Source organism: Gracilimonas sp., from assembly GCF_017641085.1.
Classification (GTDB): domain Bacteria; phylum Bacteroidota; class Rhodothermia; order Balneolales; family Balneolaceae; genus Gracilimonas.
Window position 1 is genome coordinate 1,203,136 of the sequence record NZ_JAEPPI010000001.1, and the last position, 17,637, is coordinate 1,220,772.

The 17,637-nt window shown below is 43.3% G+C and carries 14 protein-coding genes; 11 read left to right on the plus strand and 3 right to left on the minus strand.

What is annotated here, in order from left to right:
• Nucleotides 1–268 precede the first annotated feature (268 nt).
• From metG to JJ941_RS05285, 10 genes are all read left to right on the plus strand, one after another.
• On the plus strand, nt 269–2,308 hold the full coding sequence (gene metG / locus JJ941_RS05240) for a methionine--tRNA ligase (protein WP_290962605.1): 2,040 nt from the start codon (nt 269–271) through the stop codon (nt 2,306–2,308).
• Between the two features lie 209 nt (nt 2,309–2,517).
• Nucleotides 2,518–4,536 (plus strand): alpha-amylase family glycosyl hydrolase, encoded by a 2,019-nt coding sequence (locus JJ941_RS05245; protein WP_290962606.1) that lies wholly within the window; start codon nt 2,518–2,520, stop codon nt 4,534–4,536.
• A 50-nt stretch (nt 4,537–4,586) separates the two neighbouring features.
• The gene (locus JJ941_RS05250) at nt 4,587–5,933 is read left to right on the plus strand and encodes a sodium-dependent transporter (protein ID WP_290962607.1); all 1,347 of its coding nucleotides are present in this window, start codon (nt 4,587–4,589) and stop codon (nt 5,931–5,933) included.
• 67 nt (nt 5,934–6,000) lie between these two features.
• Nucleotides 6,001–6,570: an elongation factor P gene (efp, locus tag JJ941_RS05255; RefSeq protein ID WP_290962608.1), complete on the plus strand. Its 570-nt coding sequence runs from the start codon at nt 6,001–6,003 to the stop codon at nt 6,568–6,570.
• An 8-nt stretch (nt 6,571–6,578) separates the two neighbouring features.
• Nucleotides 6,579–7,055, plus strand: coding sequence for an acetyl-CoA carboxylase biotin carboxyl carrier protein (gene accB, locus JJ941_RS05260; RefSeq protein WP_290962609.1), 477 nt, complete (start codon nt 6,579–6,581; stop codon nt 7,053–7,055).
• A 9-nt stretch (nt 7,056–7,064) separates the two neighbouring features.
• Nucleotides 7,065–8,417 (plus strand): acetyl-CoA carboxylase biotin carboxylase subunit, encoded by a 1,353-nt coding sequence (gene accC, locus JJ941_RS05265; RefSeq protein ID WP_290962610.1) that lies wholly within the window; start codon nt 7,065–7,067, stop codon nt 8,415–8,417.
• Nucleotides 8,418–8,423: 6 nt separating this feature from the next.
• Nucleotides 8,424–8,804 (plus strand): glycine cleavage system protein GcvH, encoded by a 381-nt coding sequence (gcvH, locus tag JJ941_RS05270; RefSeq protein ID WP_290962611.1) that lies wholly within the window; start codon nt 8,424–8,426, stop codon nt 8,802–8,804.
• A gap of 57 nt (nt 8,805–8,861) precedes the next feature.
• Entirely contained in the window at nt 8,862–10,412 is a 1,551-nt protein-coding gene (gene guaA, locus JJ941_RS05275) for a glutamine-hydrolyzing GMP synthase (RefSeq protein ID WP_290962612.1), read from the plus strand.
• A gap of 72 nt (nt 10,413–10,484) precedes the next feature.
• Nucleotides 10,485–12,071 (plus strand): AbgT family transporter, encoded by a 1,587-nt coding sequence (locus JJ941_RS05280; protein WP_290962613.1) that lies wholly within the window; start codon nt 10,485–10,487, stop codon nt 12,069–12,071.
• Between the two features lie 140 nt (nt 12,072–12,211).
• A complete protein-coding gene (locus tag JJ941_RS05285; RefSeq protein WP_290962614.1) occupies nt 12,212–13,921 on the plus strand; it encodes an ABC transporter substrate-binding protein in 1,710 nt (569 codons plus the stop codon).
• Between the two features lie 3 nt (nt 13,922–13,924).
• Here the strand turns inward: JJ941_RS05285 and mltG are convergent, their stop codons facing one another.
• The 3 genes from mltG to JJ941_RS05300 form a co-directional block, all read right to left on the minus strand.
• Complete coding sequence (gene mltG / locus JJ941_RS05290; protein ID WP_290962615.1) at nt 13,925–15,010, minus strand: endolytic transglycosylase MltG; 1,086 nt, start codon at nt 15,008–15,010, stop codon at nt 13,925–13,927.
• Nucleotides 15,011–15,226: 216 nt separating this feature from the next.
• A complete protein-coding gene (locus tag JJ941_RS05295; RefSeq protein WP_290962616.1) occupies nt 15,227–16,492 on the minus strand; it encodes a BamA/TamA family outer membrane protein in 1,266 nt (421 codons plus the stop codon).
• A gap of 81 nt (nt 16,493–16,573) precedes the next feature.
• Nucleotides 16,574–17,119 (minus strand): HD domain-containing protein, encoded by a 546-nt coding sequence (locus JJ941_RS05300; protein WP_290962617.1) that lies wholly within the window; start codon nt 17,117–17,119, stop codon nt 16,574–16,576.
• A gap of 112 nt (nt 17,120–17,231) precedes the next feature.
• Here JJ941_RS05300 and JJ941_RS05305 point away from each other — a divergent pair, with 112 nt between their 5' ends.
• Entirely contained in the window at nt 17,232–17,636 is a 405-nt protein-coding gene (locus JJ941_RS05305; RefSeq protein ID WP_290962618.1) for a c-type cytochrome domain-containing protein, read from the plus strand.
• Nucleotide 17,637: the final 1 nt, after the last annotated feature.

Sequence of the window (17,637 nt, forward strand, 5' to 3'; positions counted from 1 at the left end):
GTTAAGGAGAAATGAGGAGCAGAAAAATTTATTAAACCTGCCATCGCGAGGAGTCTGCATGCCTGAGCAGGTCACCGCCATCTTACGACGAGGCGATCTCCTTTAACTATTTTGGATATCGCTATCAGGAGATTGCTTCGTCGAAAAGCATCAGATCTCTAAATTCAACATTTAGTCTCCTCGCAATGACGAGGTATTTTTTCAATCCACCTTAAACATTAAACCCACCATTTCTTATCTTCGGAAAAAAGACGGATAAAACTCATTCATGCCCAATAAAAAAAGAATTCTTGTTACTTCGGCGCTGCCCTATGCCAACGGACCTATTCACCTTGGTCACCTTGCCGGAGCTTACCTCACTCCTGACTTTTACTGCCGCTATAAACGCCGTACGGATGCCGATGTAGCCTTCATCTGCGGTTCTGACGAACATGGTGTACCCATAACCATCGCCGCAGAAAAAGAAGGAGTTTCTCCCCAGGATATTGTGGATCGCTATCATGGGATGAATAAGAAGGTATTTGAAGATTTTGGAATCACCTTCGACTATTATGGAAGAACCAGCTCCAAAGTTCATCATGAAACATCTCAGGAGTTCTTTACCAATCTGCACGAGAAGGGATTTTTTAAGAAGAAAACGGAAGAGCAGCTATATGATCCCAAGTCGGATATGTTCCTCCCTGATCGCTATGTAAAAGGAACCTGCCCAAACTGTGGTTTTGAAGAAGCCTACGGTGATCAGTGTGAAAACTGCGGAACCTCCCTTTCCCCTACCGAACTGAAAAACCCGGTGAGCGCATTATCCGGTGAGAAACCCGAGCTCAAAAAAACCGAACATTGGTATATGCCGCTGGGAGATGTACAACCCAAACTCGAGAAATGGATCGACAGTCGCGAGAACTGGAAGCCCAATGTAATGGGGCAGGTTAAAAGCTGGCTGAATGACGGTCTTGCTGATCGTGCTGCTACCCGCGACTTAAGCTGGGGCGTGCCGGTTCCATTGGAAGAAGCCAAAGGTAAAGTATTGTATGTCTGGTTTGATGCTCCTATCGGATATGTATCGGCCACCAAAGAATGGGCTGAGGAACAAGGCAAACCGGAGCTCTGGAAAGACTTCTGGCAGGATGAAGATACCGAGCTCTACCACTTTATTGGTAAAGATAACATTGTGTTCCACTGCATTATGTTTCCCGTTGTACTGATGGAGCATGGTGATTATGTATTGCCCAAAAATGTGCCGGCAAATGAGTTTTTAAACCTGGAAGGGAAGAAACTATCCACCTCCCGGGGTTGGGCTGTTTGGTTGCATGAATACCTGGATGTTGAGGAATTCAATCCCGACCTTCTTCGGTATGCGCTTGGTACTACCCTGCCGGAATCAAAGGATTCTGATTTCTCCTGGAAAGATTTCCAGACCAGAGTAAATACAGAACTGGCGGATGTATTGGGTAACTTCACCAACCGCTCTCTTTCCTTCACGGCTAACTATGCGGACGGAAAAGTTCCCGAGCTCATTGAGCCTTCCGATTTGGATAAGGAAACCTTGCAGTCAATCCGTGATCAAAAGGAGAAAATTACCCAGGCTTATGAGAACTTCCGATTTAAGGAAGCCATCAACGAAACGATGAACCTGGCCCGTATTGGTAATCGCTATTTTACAGAAACCGAGCCATGGAAAACACGCAAAGATGATCCGGTTAAATGTGGGAATACATTATATGTGAGTCTGCAAATCAGTGCGGCTCTCTCCTGCTTGTTTGACCCTATTCTCCCTGCTAAAATGAAACAACTCAGAGCTCAATTTGGGTTGAGTGATAATTTCGGTTGGGATGACATCACCCCGAATATGCTGATAAAAGGCACTCCTGTTAACCAGGGCGACATTCTATTTGATAAAATTGAGGACGAACTCATCGAAGAACAAATTCAAAAACTACACGACAAAGCCAAGGCCGCCGACCCTACACCGGATGTTCCTGAATTAAAGGATGACATCGAATTCGGAGATTTCATGAAGCTGGATCTGCGAGCCGGTAAAATCCTGACGGCTGAGAAAATCGAAAAGTCCGACAAGCTTATTAAGTTTACGGTGGATATCGGGCTGGAGAAGCGCCAGATTGTATCCGGCATTGCAAAGCATTTTAACGCAGAGGATCTTCCCGGTCAAAAAGTGAGTGTGGTGGCAAACCTCGCTCCTAAAAAGCTGATGGGTGTTGAAAGCCAAGGTATGATTTTGATGGCTGAAGACTCTGAGGGAAATCTTAAGTTCGTAGAAACGGACGCCGAACCCGGAAGTACGATTACATAGTTGTATACCATTAGAATAGAATTAATTAATTATGTCATCGCGAGGAGCATCGGTGTCTAAATTTCAACTCAGTTATAATTCGACACGGCGATCTCCCTTACTATTTGGGATGTTGCCATGGGGAGTTTACTTCGTTATTTCGTTTCCCAAACTGACATTCATCAATTTGTCTCTTCGCCATGGCAGTCCTCTTTTTTGGAATACACTAAATGAAATTAGAAACTGAAAATACTTGTACCATCGAGTGTCTCGAGGAATATCCCTTAGGCTATACCTCCCGAGGAAGTCAGACCGTTTTTCGGCTTTTTGCACCTAAAGCAACATCAGTGGCCGTCATTATCTACGATGAATATGAGCACAGGACCGGACTCGAATTTCCTTTAGAAAAGAACGAACAAGGCATCTGGGAAACACTTATACAGGACACGTTCTATAACAAATGGTATGCGTACAGAATTGATGGACCCGAGGATGACCCGTTCTTTGAACCTACCGAATACCACATAGCTGACCCAAGAAGCCGGCATGTGACCTCAAACAATCACCACCTGCAATTCCCTAAAACAAAGATTGTTGAGAACAACACATTTGATTGGGAAGGTGATGACTATGTGACGCCTGAAGATTCCAGAGATCTGATTATTTACGAAACCCACATTAAGGATATGGTGGCCCATTCCTCTGCAAAAACCTTTGTGCAGGGAATTTATAATGATTTTCGAGAGGCTGAGGTTGGGGGAATCCGTCACCTGAAAAAGCTCGGAGTGAATGCGGTAGAGTTTCTTCCCCTTCAAAAGTTTGGGTATTACGAGCCACCATTCAACGAAGAAACCGACGAAGGGGTAAAAAACACCTGGAATCCCTATGCCAGAAATTACTGGGGATATATGACCTCCTTCTTCTTTGCCCCGGAAACAATATATGCTTCTGATGCCACACTGGAACCCGGAAAGGTTTTGGGAAACGGCACAAAAGCAGCCAATGAGCTGAAGTCGTTGGTTAAGGCCCTTCATAAAGAAGAAATATCCGTCATTATGGATGTGGTGTACAATCATGCATCGCATTATGATTTAAATCCTCTTAAATACACAGCCAAAGATCATTACTTCCGGCTGGATGAAATGGGGAACTACCTGAATGATAGCTGGACGGGCAATGACATCGACACCTCCCAAACGTATGCCCGGGAACTTATCGTAGAATCTGTTAAACACTGGATGAAGGAATACCATATTGATGGATTTCGGTTTGATTTGGCAGGCATCATCGATTGGGAAACAATAGTTCTCATCAAGGCAGAAGCCAAGAAAATCAACCCCAATGTGATTCTTATTGCCGAACCCTGGGGCGGAGATTATAAACCGGCTGGGTTTTCGGATCATGACTGGGCTTGCTGGAATGATAAAATCCGAAATGGATTCAAAGGATATCACCCCAAAGAAAGTAAGGGGTTCATTTTTGGTGAAACTGATCCCAACCTCTCCCGCTTTGGTATCGAAAATTTACTAAGAGGTACACTGGAATCCGGAGAACATGGCTTGTTCAATCATTCCGGTCACTCGGTAAATTACCTCGAAAGTCATGATGGATACACACTGGGAGATTATATCCGAATTGCTTTGGATCATTCAAAAGCAGAAACCGTTTTTGAAGACAAAAGAACACTCACCTCTCTATCTGAAAAAGAACTGAAAATTGCGAAATTGGCTGCGCTATCTTTATTCGTTTCTCAGGGAATAACCATGATCCATGCCGGGCAGGAATGGGCGCGCTCAAAAATGATTCAGGATCCGGACGGTATTGATCCGAAAAATGGAATGCTGGATCACGACAGTTACAATAAAGACAATGAGACGAACTGGCTGAATTTTAATGAAATCAGTCTCAATAAATCTTTATTTGAATATTATAAAGGATTGATAGACTTACGGTTAGATGCACCGGCTCTGAGGAGAGCAGCACCGGATGAAATTAATTTCAAAGTATATAATGATCCGCTTCATATCACTTTTTCCATCGACGGAAAAAGTTCAGGTGATATGTACGATTACTTTGTATCATTGAACGCAAGCAAAGAGCATGCATACGAAATTATACTTCCTGATGGCTATTGGGAGATCGTTGTAAACCCCGACAAAGCGGGCTCTTCAACCATTCAAAGTGTTGAAAAATCAATGATTATTCCCGCTACTTCAGGAGTTGTATTAAGAAAGTTGCGTGTGAGCTAAGCTTAAAATATTTTACCTTTTCATTTAAATAATCCTAAGGAGGAACACACTTGGCTGGAACAACCACAACCGACCGCGGTTCATGGAATTCAAAACTTGGCTTTGTACTCGCAGCTGCCGGCTCAGCGGTAGGACTTGGTAACATTTGGGCTTTCCCTACTAAAGTTGCCACTGAAGGCGGTGCCGCCTATCTGTTAATTTATCTGTTATGTACCTTTGCGATCGGTTTTCCGGTGATGGTAGCCGAGATTACGATTGGTAGAAAATCAGGCAAAAACCCTGTTGGTGCATTTAAAGCTATCAGTTCCAGTAAATTTTTCCCTTTGGTGGGATTATGGGGTGTTATTTGTGGAGTGATGATCCTCTCTTTCTACACGGTAGTAGCCGGTTGGGCTTTTGGTTTCGCCTTTGAGGAAATCTTCTACTTCTTTGGCTGGTCGGGAGCAGCAGATTGGCTCACCGATACTAATAATGGATTTAAGAACGCGATTATTGCTACTGTCTTCATGCTGGGGACTATTAAGATAATTACCGCTGGTGTAAGCGATGGTATTGAACGAGCTACCAAAGCGATGATGCCCTTACTTATCGGGATTATTGTGGTGATGATTATTTATGTGCTGCTACAACCCGGAAGTGCTGAAGGTGTGAGTATTTACTTATTACCGGATTTCAGTAAAATTAATGCAGGGCTTATTTTCTCTGCCATGGGGCAGGCTTTCTTCTCACTTTCTTTAGGGATGGGGGCTCTTATCACCTACGGTTCTTATCTGAATAAGAAAGAGAATATTCCTCAGGCAGCTGCTTTTGTAACCTTAGCTGATGTTGGAATCGCCTTTTTAGCCGGTTTACTTATTGTGCCGGCGATGTACCTTGCTCAAAGTCAGGGTATTAACATTAATGCTGGTGGTTCATTGGCCTCCAGTACCGATCTTGTTTTCCAAATACTTCCTGCCCTCTTCCATACCATTGGCGGTTCCGTAGGTATGTTATTAGGAGTGACGTTCTTCCTGCTGCTTAGTATTGCAGCACTCACATCAACCATTTCGCTGTTGGAAGTTCCGGTTTCTTACGTGATCGATGAATTTGAAGTACAACGAAAGAAAGCAGCCTGGATGGTAGGTTTAGGTATTTTGGTTGTTTCCATTACGGTTGCCTTCTTCCCCGCCTTAATCGGTTGGTTCGACTACCTGTTCAGCACTATCGGTTTACCTCTTGGTGGATTTTTAATCTGCTTGTTTGTGGGTTATGTATGGAAAACCGATCAGGCTTTGAACGAAATGGAATATGGGTTTGCCGGTATCAAACAAACCCTGTTTTCTAAAGTTTGGCCTGTTTTCATCAAATATATTTGTCCTGCAGCCATTCTCTATAATTTGATCTCGAATTTCATCTAAACTCATTTGTTATCCAAGTGGGCAGGTGGTATTTTTGAGCGAAATTTATCGGAGGAAAACTTAAAGAATGTCTAAAGTATCAACATCAGATTTCAGAAACGGTTTGGTTCTGGATCTGGACGGAGAACTCTACTCCATAACTGAGTTTCAGCACGTAAAGCCGGGTAAAGGCCCTGCTTTCGTCCGTACGAAGCTTAAAGGAATTGTAAACGATAAGAATATTGACAAAACCTGGCGTTCAGGTGAAAATGCAGAAGCTGTCCGGGTTGAAACCCGTGAGTATCAGTACCTCTATAACGATGGAGAACTTTTTTACCTGATGCACACCGACACCTACGAGCAAATTCCCGTGAATGCATCCCAGGTAGAACGAAAAGGGTTCCTGATAGATGGCCACAATTGTGTTGTGGTCGTAAACGCTGACGAAGAGTCGGTGTTATATGTAGAACCTAAAGATCATATTGAAGCCACGGTAGAACAAACAGATCCCGGTGTTCGTGGCGACACCGCACAAGGCGGAAGTAAACCCGCTACATTGGAATCTGGAGCTACGGTTCAAGTTCCACTTTTCATCAACGAAGGCGAGAAAATTCGCGTTGATACCCGAACCGGAGAATATATAGAACGAGCTAAATAAGACTTATCATGGATTTAAAACTGATCAAAAACATTTTAGACATGATCGCCGAGAGTGATGTTAACGAAGTATCTCTCGAAGAAGGCGATTTCAAAATTAAAGTTAAGAAACAGGGTGAAGTTCAACAGGTTACCTATTCACAACCTGCCGCAGCGCCTCAAGCACCGGCTCAGCCTGCTGCTCCCGCACAACCGTCAACAACTCCTGCTCAGGGAGAATCGGATGACTCAGCCCCACAGGCTGAAGGTGATACCGTAACTTCCCCTATTGTTGGTACTTTTTATGAATCTCCATCACCCGACTCTGATCCTTTTGTGAAAGTTGGAGATAAAGTTTCTAAAGGCGACACGCTTTGTATTGTGGAAGCCATGAAGATCATGAATGAAATTGAAGCTGAATTCGGCGGAACGGTTAAGCAAATCCTGGTGGATGATGCTCAGCCCGTTGAATACGAACAACCACTTTTCATTATTAAAAAAGACTAAGCGGCTTTCATGTTTAAAAAAATTCTGATTGCCAACCGAGGAGAAATTGCACTGCGAATTATTCGTACCTGCCAGGAAATGGGCATCAAAACTGTAGCCGTGTATTCTACAGCTGATGCTGACAGCCTTCATGTTAAATTCGCTGATGAAGCGGTTTGCATTGGTCCTGCTGCCGGTAAGGAAAGCTACCTTAAAATTCCAAGCATCTTAGCAGCTGCCGAAATTACAAATGCGGAAGCTATTCACCCCGGTTACGGTTTTTTGGCTGAGAATGCTGAATTCTCCCGTATTTGCGGAGAGCATGACATTAAATTTATCGGTCCATCACCTGAAGCTATTGGTAAAATGGGTGATAAATCCGTAGCCAAGGCTACCATGATTGCCAACAACGTACCTGTTGTGCCGGGAAGTGACGGTGAAGTGGATAGCTACGAAGATGCCAAGAAAGTTTGTGATGAAATCGGGTTCCCCGTTATCATTAAAGCATCGGCTGGCGGCGGAGGCCGTGGTATGCGTATGGTAATGGAAGCCTCTGAACTTGAAAAAAATTACAAAATGTGCCGTAATGAGGCTGAAACCGCCTTTAATAACCCGGCCGTTTATATTGAGCGTTTTGTAACCAACCCTCACCATGTAGAGATTCAGGTTTTATCTGATCAACATGGCAATCACACCCACTTAGGTGAACGAGATTGTTCGTTACAACGTCGCCACCAAAAAGTACTGGAGGAGTCTCCTTCTCCACTAATGACGGAAGAACTTCGTAAGAGAATGGGCGATGCGGCTACAAATGCTGCCAAAGCTGTGAATTATGAAGGTGCCGGAACAGTAGAGTTTTTGGTTGATGACGACCACAACTTCTACTTCATGGAGATGAACACCCGCATCCAGGTAGAGCACCCCGTTACCGAAGAAGTTACCGGTATCGATTTGATTGAAGAGCAGATTAAAGTAGCGGCCGGCGAAAAGCTGAAGCCTTTCACGCTGGAGTTCAATAATCATGCGATTGAATGCCGTATTAATGCGGAAGATCCGGAACATAATTTCCGTCCTTCTGCTGGTGAAATTACCGTATTCCACCCTCCCGGTGGACATGGAGTTCGCTTAGATACGCATGCTTATTCAGGCTATCGAATTCCACCTCATTATGATTCTATGATCGCTAAGCTGATTGTTAGCGCACCAACCCGAGTGGATGCCATCAAGAAAATGAAGCGTGCTCTTAAGGAATTCATCATTGAAGGAATTAAGACCACTATTCCCTACCACATTCAGCTTATGGATGATGAAAACTTCATTAAAGGGAAGTTTGATACCAAGTACCTGGAAAGAGAATTTAAATATACACCCAAAGAAGACTGAACAACGATGAGCATACCAGCTGAACTGAAATACACCCGCGAACATGAGTGGATTAAAGATAACGGCGACGGAACGGCCACCATTGGTATTACCGATTTTGCTCAGGGTGAATTAGGCGATATTGTTTTTGTGGAACTGGAACCTGAAGGCTCAGAATTCTCTAAAGATGATACTTTTGGAACCGTTGAAGCTGTAAAAACCGTATCAGATCTTTATGCTCCTCTCGATGGGGAAATCGTTGAGCTGAATGAGAAGCTTGAAGATGAACCTGAGTTGGTTAATGATGATCCTTATGGCGACGGATGGATGGTTAAAATCAAAATTGATGATGACTCTCAGATGGACGACCTGCTCTCAGCTGAAGAATACGAAGAAGTCATAGCCTGACCCCTTACCGGTACAGGCTTTATTTATTTTACTCACTAATATCTTACAAAAAGCTTCATGCACAGCCGACATTCGGAATGGATTCTCATCCTTGATTACGGTTCTCAATTCACTCAACTTATTGCTCGCCGGCTGCGTGAACTTCATATTTACTGTGAAATTCACCCTTACAATGTAACCCTGGATGAAGTATCTACACCTACTCCGGGTGGAATCATTCTCTCCGGTGGCCCCAAAAGTGTAAATGACAAGGATGCCCCTGGTCTTCAAGCCAAAATTTTAGATTGGGATATCCCTATTCTAGGAGTTTGTTACGGACTTCAGTTATTAGCTCATACTGAAATCCCCGGTAGTGTTGAAAAAGCTGAAAAACGGGAATATGGCCGGGCTAATCTTCTTATTGATAATAGTGAAGACCTGCTAAAGGATATTGAAGATGAAAGTGTGGTTTGGATGAGCCACGGTGATCACATTCATGAGCTTCCTCCTTCCTACGAAATTATCGGACATACAACGAACGCTAAGGTCGCTGCTGTCCGGCATAAAGAGAACCACATTTATGGTGTCCAATTTCACCCTGAAGTTGCTCATACCGAACATGGAAAGCAGTTGCTCCAGAATTTTGCCTATACCATATGTGGACTAAAAGGCGACTGGACTTCCGAGTCTTTTATTGATGAGCAGATTCAATCTATACGTGAAAAAGTCGGAGACGACAAAGTATTATGTGCCCTTTCCGGCGGAGTAGATTCTACGGTAGTGGCCACGCTTATTCACAAAGCTATTGGAGATCAGTTGCAATGTGTGTTCGTGGATAACGGATTATTGAGAAAAAATGAATTTGAGTCGGTATTGGATCTCTACACGCAGGATTTACATCTGCCCGTTAAAGGCGTTGACGCTTCGAAACTATTTTTAGATCGACTTTCCGGTGTTTCTGATCCTGAAGAAAAGCGAAAGATTATAGGAAATACCTTTATTGATGTTTTCGAGGAAGAAATTGGCGACGATGCCGATTTCAAATACCTGGCTCAGGGTACTCTTTATCCCGACGTCATTGAAAGTGTATCTTTCAAAGGTCCTTCTGCAACTATAAAATCACACCACAATGTGGGCGGACTTCCCGAAAAAATGAAGCTCGACCTGATTGAACCGGTTCGTGAGCTTTTTAAGGATGAAGTTCGTGAAGTCGGCCGTACATTAGGTATTCCTGATCACTTTATTGGACGCCATCCTTTTCCCGGTCCGGGACTTGGAATTCGGGTATTGGGCGAGTTGTCTGAAGATCGACTCAATTTGTTACGAGAAGCCGATTATATTTTTGTTGAAGAGCTTAAAGAACAGAATTTATATAATGATGTATGGCAAGCACTGGCTGTCCTGCTGCCGGTTCAAAGCGTAGGTGTAATGGGCGATGAACGCACCTATGAGTTCACCATCGCCCTGAGAGCTGTCACCAGTCTGGACGGTATGACAGCCGACTGGTCGCATCTTCCCTATGAGTTTCTGGCTCATGTTTCGAATCGAATTATAAACGAGATCAAGGGAATTAATCGGGTGGTTTATGATATAAGTTCAAAACCTCCGGCCACTATTGAGTGGGAATGATTGTGCTTGTAAAACCCGGTGAAAATCTTATTTTTGCCTTCAATATTCCAACAATAACTAAGTTGAAATCTCGTGGCTGAATCAACCAAAAAAAAGCAGGCAAAAGAAACCAAAGGCTCTTCTCTCTTTGATAAATTTCTCAATTTAATAGAAAAAGCCGGGAATAAGCTTCCAGATCCTGCAATGCTTTTTCTCATGTTGCTGGTTTTTGTGTGGATACTATCCGCTGTGCTCTCCCCCATAGATTTTGGAGAAACCCATCCTTTAACCGGCAATGAGCTTGCCGTTAAGAATTTACTGACCGGTGAAAGCATGGCTGATTTTTTGGCCAACATGATCAGTACATTTGTATTGTTCGCGCCATTGGGTATTGTTCTTGTTGCCATGCTTGGTGTTGGAGTAGCTGAACATTCCGGCTGGATAGATGCAGGGCTGAAAAAGCTTTTGAATTTTACGCCAAAAGCATTTCTAACCCCCATGCTTATACTGATTGCCATCGTCAGCCACACAGCGGCAGATGCAGGATATGTATTGGTAATCCCACTTGGCGGAGTGATTTTTTATGCGGCGGGTAGGCATCCCTTGGCAGGAATTGCAGCTGCTTTTGCCGGTGTAAGTGGCGGGTTTTCTGCCAACTTCATTCCTTCTGCTATCGACCCGCTTATTATGAGCTTTACGCTTGAAGCAGCAAAAATTCTTGACCCGGATATTGCACTGAATCCATTGAACAATATCTATTTCACCGGGGCCTCCAGTATTCTGATTGTGCTTGTTGGCTGGTATATCACCGATAAAATCGTTGAGCCCCGCCTGGCCAACGTTGAGGTTGACGGAGACGAGGATGAAATGCCCCAGATGGAAACCGTAACTGATAAAGAAAGCCGTGCTTTCTGGCTTGGATTCGGCGCAATGATACTAGGAATCATTGGTTTGTTTATTTGGGCCTGGCCGGAAGGTTCTGCCCTTCGCGACCCAAACTGGGACAACCCGGATGTGAGCTCTTTGTTTTCATTCCAGGCACCTTTGATGCAAGCCATTGTACCCCTGATTTTTATCTTTCTATTAATTCCCGGTGTGGTTTATGGATATGTATCCGGTAAGTACACATCCTCTAAAGACATGATCGATAATATGAAAAAATCGATGGAGAGCATGGGCTATTATATTGTGATGGCTTTCTTTTGTGCCCTTTTTATCGATGCCTTTTCTGAATCAAATATCGGTCTTTTGGTAGCTCTAAAGGGAGCTAACTTTTTGCAGTCCCTGGCATTACCCGGGCAGGTTACCATTGTAGGGATCATCATTTTGAGTGCAGTTGTAAACCTGCTGGTAGGCTCCGCCTCTGCAAAGTGGGCTCTTATCGCTCCCATATTTGTCCCGATGCTTATGCAGTTAGGGATTTCACCCGATTTAACTCAGGCAGCATACCGGGTCGGAGATTCCGTTTCTAACATTATAACTCCTCTATTACCCTACTTCCCGCTCGTTGTCGTGTTTTGTCAGCGTTATGTTAAGAATACCGGAATCGGAACCCTTATTTCTATGATGCTTCCATACTCGCTAATTTTCATGGTTGTTTGGACGATCTTCTTGTTGCTTTACTGGTGGATTGGAATTCCATTAAGCTTTGAGTCTAACTATGTATATCCGGCCATGTAATGTTCTTTATAGAAATCACTTTTTAAGAGCCTTGCATCGTTGAACTGAACGCATTGTGATATTAATGATACACAAATTCAGAACTTTTTAGCCTTTGCTTAGTTATAAATTCAGAAACTAACATATTCATACCCTATTTGATGAAACGACTTCTATTTTCTTTAGTACTTCTGTTCACTTTTTCCTTATCCGCCATCGCTCAATCTATAGAAACCGGCATTGAGTTTTACGAGGAAGGAAACTACGAACGAGCTCTTCGAATTTTTGAACAATCCAACAATCCGAGTGCTCAGCTATTTGCAGGCAAAAGCTATTATGCACTAAACAACTTCATCAAGGCAAAGGAATACCTGGGTAAGGTTGACAGCACCTCCTCTGAAATATTCAGCGAAGCTAAATACACGGCTTCTCTTGCCGATTTCCAGCTAAAGAACTTTGCAGCTTCTCTGGATGCCCTGCATGAACTAAAACAGAATTCACGAGAACCTTCTGTATCACGGGCAGCCTTCTCTTTTTACCGCGATGTGGTTAATTATCTCACTCTCGAGCAGCGGTTTAATACTTTCAGAGCTACAAAATATGATGCTGTACGGCTTGACCTTGTAGAGGCTGGGGTCGGAAAGTTAGACTTGGTTTCTGCACGGGCCCTTTTCAAGGCCTATAAGGCAAGTACGATTTCGGATACAACCAATTATGCTTCCATAGAAGCTTTGTTGAGCGATTCTGCTGCCTATATGCAGCGATACAATCCAAACCGATATACGAAAGCTCCATCCGGTTTAGCCTATAATATCGGGGTGGCCCTTCCTCAGTTTGAAATTGAATCTCCTCAGTTTGAAATTCCCCAACACTTGTATTTTGGCATTCAGCTCGCAGTAGAAAAATTCAACAGTGAGAATACGGATCTGAAGGCGTTTCTCACCTACAAAAACACCGGTGCTGATGCAGCCAATGCTCCTGCTATTGCTAATGAACTGGCCTGGAATCACGATGCTGATATCATCATCGGCCCGCTTTTTTCGGAAGTGGCAGTAGCCATGTCTCAATATGCGGAGCTGTATGAAATTCCCATGCTCACTCCCCTTGCCAATTCAGACAGCCTGAACCTTGACCACAATTATACCTACCAGTTGAATCCTACCTTTGCGATTCAGGGTCAAAGAATGGCGCAATTTGCCATCCGGAATTTAGGATATGATACACTGGCCGTAATCGCAGAGCGGGGCTCTTTAGGTGAACCCTCAGCTGTGGCTTTTCTTGATGAAGCTCGCAAACTGGGTGGCGAAGTGGTAAGATATTACGTGGAAGAACTTGAATCAGAAGGCTACGATATCAGTAAATACGCCAGAAACTTTGATCCCGAAGTAGATACGGTTTTCAATTACAATATAGATGCCGTATATGCACCATTTACAGGCAACATCGCCGAGACCCTTATTAGTTCTCTACTCACCAATTTGGAAGCCATAGGAACCGATATGACGGTTTTAGGTTCTGAAGAATGGGAAATGGCCGATATCGATTCCCGAAATCTCCCGGATACTGAGATTTACTATACCAAGACCTTTGAGCAGAATCCCGGAAATACCGACATAGAAGATTTTGAAAGTGAATTTCGTCTACGTTTCGATACCGAACCCAATCGCTTTGCTCTTATTGGGTATGATGCGGCCAACGTAGCACTACGAACTTTAAAAAGAGTGCAAAATCCGGCTTATCTGAAAGAAGGACTTAAGAAGTTCAACAACTACCGCGGACTGATCATGGACGTGAGCTTTCAGAATACCCACATTAATCAGGAAGTGAGCATCAAACAGCTTCAGTACAAAGAAAGGGCTGGCGAACAGTAACGGTTATCTTGTTTCCTGCTCGTTAGCTTGTTGCTCGGCTTCGCGCTGCCTCTTAATTCGATATTGCTCACGTAGCCAGCGTCGCCATTTCTCACTTTCCGCCTGATGTTCACTAAATGTTCGGGTAAACACGTGTCCACCTTCCGGATTAGCTACCATATATAAATAGTCATGGTCTTCCGGATATAGAGTAGCCTCAATGGTAGAAAAGCTTGGGTTGGTGATTGGCCCCGGTGGTAACCCACTGTTCATATAGGTGTTGTAAGGATGATCTATCTGGTAATCTTCAAACAAAAGCCGCCTTCGCTCCCCTAAAGCAAAATTTACGGTAGGATCGGCTTGCAGGCGCATCCCCCGGTTCAGCCGGTTCCAATATAATCCACTGATGATTGGTTTCTCATCCTGATTTTTGGCCTCCCATTCCACAATGGATGCCAGCGTAACAACTTCGTTAATGGTCATATCCATTTCCTCAGCTTGCTCGCGATACTCTTGCGTGAAGGCATTGTCAAACTCCCGCAATACCTTATTTAGAAACTCTTTCGGTGAACTGGTCCAGTAAATGAGATATGTTTCGGGAAGCATCCTTCCGAAAAGTTCTTCTTTGGAAAGATCTTTCTCAGCCAAGAATGAACTGTCATTCATCAATGTTAATAAAGAATCGGAATCAAAATGCAGGTTCTCGGCTGTAGTTTGAGTGAACCTGTCTGTTGTAATACCGGGTAATATAACTACTGAAACCGGGTCCTGAATGCCCCGTGCCATTTTTGACAGGAAGCCGTTGTAAGAATATTCTCCTTCAAATACATACCGCCCACGCTGCATCTTTCTCCATCCCAGAATACGAGCCGCCCACTCCATTTCGGTTTTATCGAACCGGATGTCTTCACTTTCTAAATACTGTTGCAGGTCTAATAATCCGGAATTTCCGGGAAGCAGTATTTCCGTCTGTTCTTCAAAAACGAGAGAAGAACCGGATGTAAGTCGAATGAGCCTTGAACTCAATACCATCACTGCGATTAGTACAAAAAGCAGGATCGTTGTAATGAATTCGGGCTTTGTTACCGCAAATTGTCGTTGAATATTCATGCGCTAAAGATACAAATTGAAATGTAAAAGAGAATATCTGATGTAAAGTTGGTCAGCTGTAACAATTTACGATTCTGCTGAAACATTCCTTTTTCGTGGTCGTATTTGTTGGGCGAAGAGCAAAGAGCTTTTGGATGCTGCATAAGCACCAAATGCCCTAAAGAAAAAAACCCGGGCCTTGATCAGTCCGGGTTTCTTTATTAAGCGAGATTTTGTTTAGAAAGTTGGATTAAATCGTATCCAGAATGACGTTCTCCCCTCCGAACCAGCTATTGGTTTTGCGACCTCAGCTCTGAACATCCCAAAACCTAAACCGATGCCGGCATTATGAGAAAGTTCTGAGAAACTTAGATCAAAATCAGAGAGCGGATTTGTCGTTGCTAAATAACTTTGGTTGAACATGCTCGTGCCTGAATCCAGGAAAAGCGAGATATAAAATGAACTCAAATCCGGCCACCCATCCCGATAAGATGTACTTTTCCCCAGTTCTACTTCCAGATTACTCAATACCATCAGGTTTCCGGTTAACGACTTAAAGCCCAACGCCCGCATACTTCCTATTCCACCAAGAGCAAAGTTTTTGAAATCCGGAGCTTCACCCGTAATACTTCCGGCCATGAGTCTCCACTTGAACAGCGTGGTGTGGTCTAACCGAAAGTAAGACTTTGCTTCTACCTGGTATTTATTATAGAAGAAATCATTCTCTGTTCCTCCAAGATCAGCAATTTCAGCCTTAGCTGACACCGTTGACCATACCGAAGAATGTCTATTTACGGTACGTGGATTTATGGTGAGTCCTAAAGTGAGGCTTTGTTGATTAATTTGCTCAAGGTCACTGTGAATAGCCGGGTTTGGCCGGAAGCTGGAATATTTTGAAATCACAGAAAAATCAGTATTCACTTCCAAAGAGCTAAACTCATCTACATTATAAGATGCTCCAAATTCTAAAAAACGAACAGGTTTAATAATCGCATAGAATCCGTACCCGTCGGCATTGTAATAATCATGATAGTCAAAGCCGGTAGCGAATGATGTAAGCGAATTTTCATAGATACCTGTTCGCCAGTAATCTTCTGTAGAAGTAGTATTATGAAGGTCTCCTCCGAAGAGCAACCACTTTCTATCTGTACCAATACTCTTCTCAGCGCCAATGGAATACTGCAGCTGATCCTGAGCAACGGAATACCCGATCAACCCGTGAAGGTCAACGTTCTCGATTCCCAGAAAATTAGCGTTATTCCAATCCATCTTTTCTTCCTGGTATCCAAGAAATAAACCATCTACCCTGTTATGTCGAATCATTCCGGAAACGGGATAGGCTGAATAGATCGGATTTTTCACTCCAAAATTACTGCCGGAATAAAATTTCTCGTCAATCCCCTCATACAAATCAATACCTTCATAAAAATTGACTTCGAGATCCTGTGCTGGCAACCCAAGTGTAACACTCAGTGCAATCAGAAATGCAGTTATTACTCTCATAGTAATGTACCTCGTATTATGTTTCTCTTAAACCACTATGAATAATAACGTTAAAAATACTTTAAAAAGGAAGTCCCGGTTCTATGACCGAAATACACCGATCAAAAAGGTAATGTGATCATTGAGTTCTTTGCCGATAAGTTCAGCTCCCTTTCTTATATCTTCGCGTGGCACATTGGCTGCGAACTTGGCATCCTTAAGTTTTTTAGTAACCGATTTCACCTTCATATCCTCAAAGCCGTTAGGCCTCATCAATGAAACAGCGTTCATAAAACCGGATAACTCATCGCAGGCAAAAAGATATCGCTCAATCTCACTATTCGGTTCTTTACCCGTCCTTTCTGGAGCATGGGCTTTTATAGCTTCAATTACAGATTCAGGATAATCGTGCTCAGGGAGTATCTCGTTTACAGCTTTGTGTGGATGTTCATCCGGGTATTTCTCCCAATCCAAATCGTGTAACAAACCCGCAGTCCACCACTCTTCTACCTGTTGTTCCGATTTGTTCAATGCACGTCCATAACCTTCCATAGCCCTTGCAACCATCATTGAATGATTCAGCAAACTTTCTCCTTTAATAAATTCCTTTAACAGCTTAACTGAAGCTTCCCTTTTTATTACAGCCATAACATCTGATCTATATTTATGTTCGTATTAACAGTTGCATTAGTTACCCAAAATCATTTAACATTCAACAGTTATTTTTAAATAACTAAATAATTATTTAACCAAGGCTAATATGCGCTATTTTTTTTCAACCCTTGTTCTTTTTCTATTATTCTTTAGTGTTGGTTGTATCAGCAACGTGGAAGATATCTCAGAAACTCCTGATATCGATCCAAATGATATTAGTTATTCTGCTGATATTCAGCCAATACTTACCTCAAATTGTGGAAGTTGCCACATTAATTCTTCAACAAACGGGGTGAATCTCACTTCCTATAATTCTACGATCAATAGCATGGGTTCCGTGGCAGGCGGGCCTATCGTTGTACCCGGTGAGCCGGAAAACAGCCCGTTAGTAGAAAAAATTAAGCCGGATCCCTCTTATGGAAGCAGGATGCCTACCACCGGTCAGTATCTCACCACAACAGAAATCGCACAAATTGAAGCCTGGATTGCAGGCGGTGCGGAGGATAATTAGT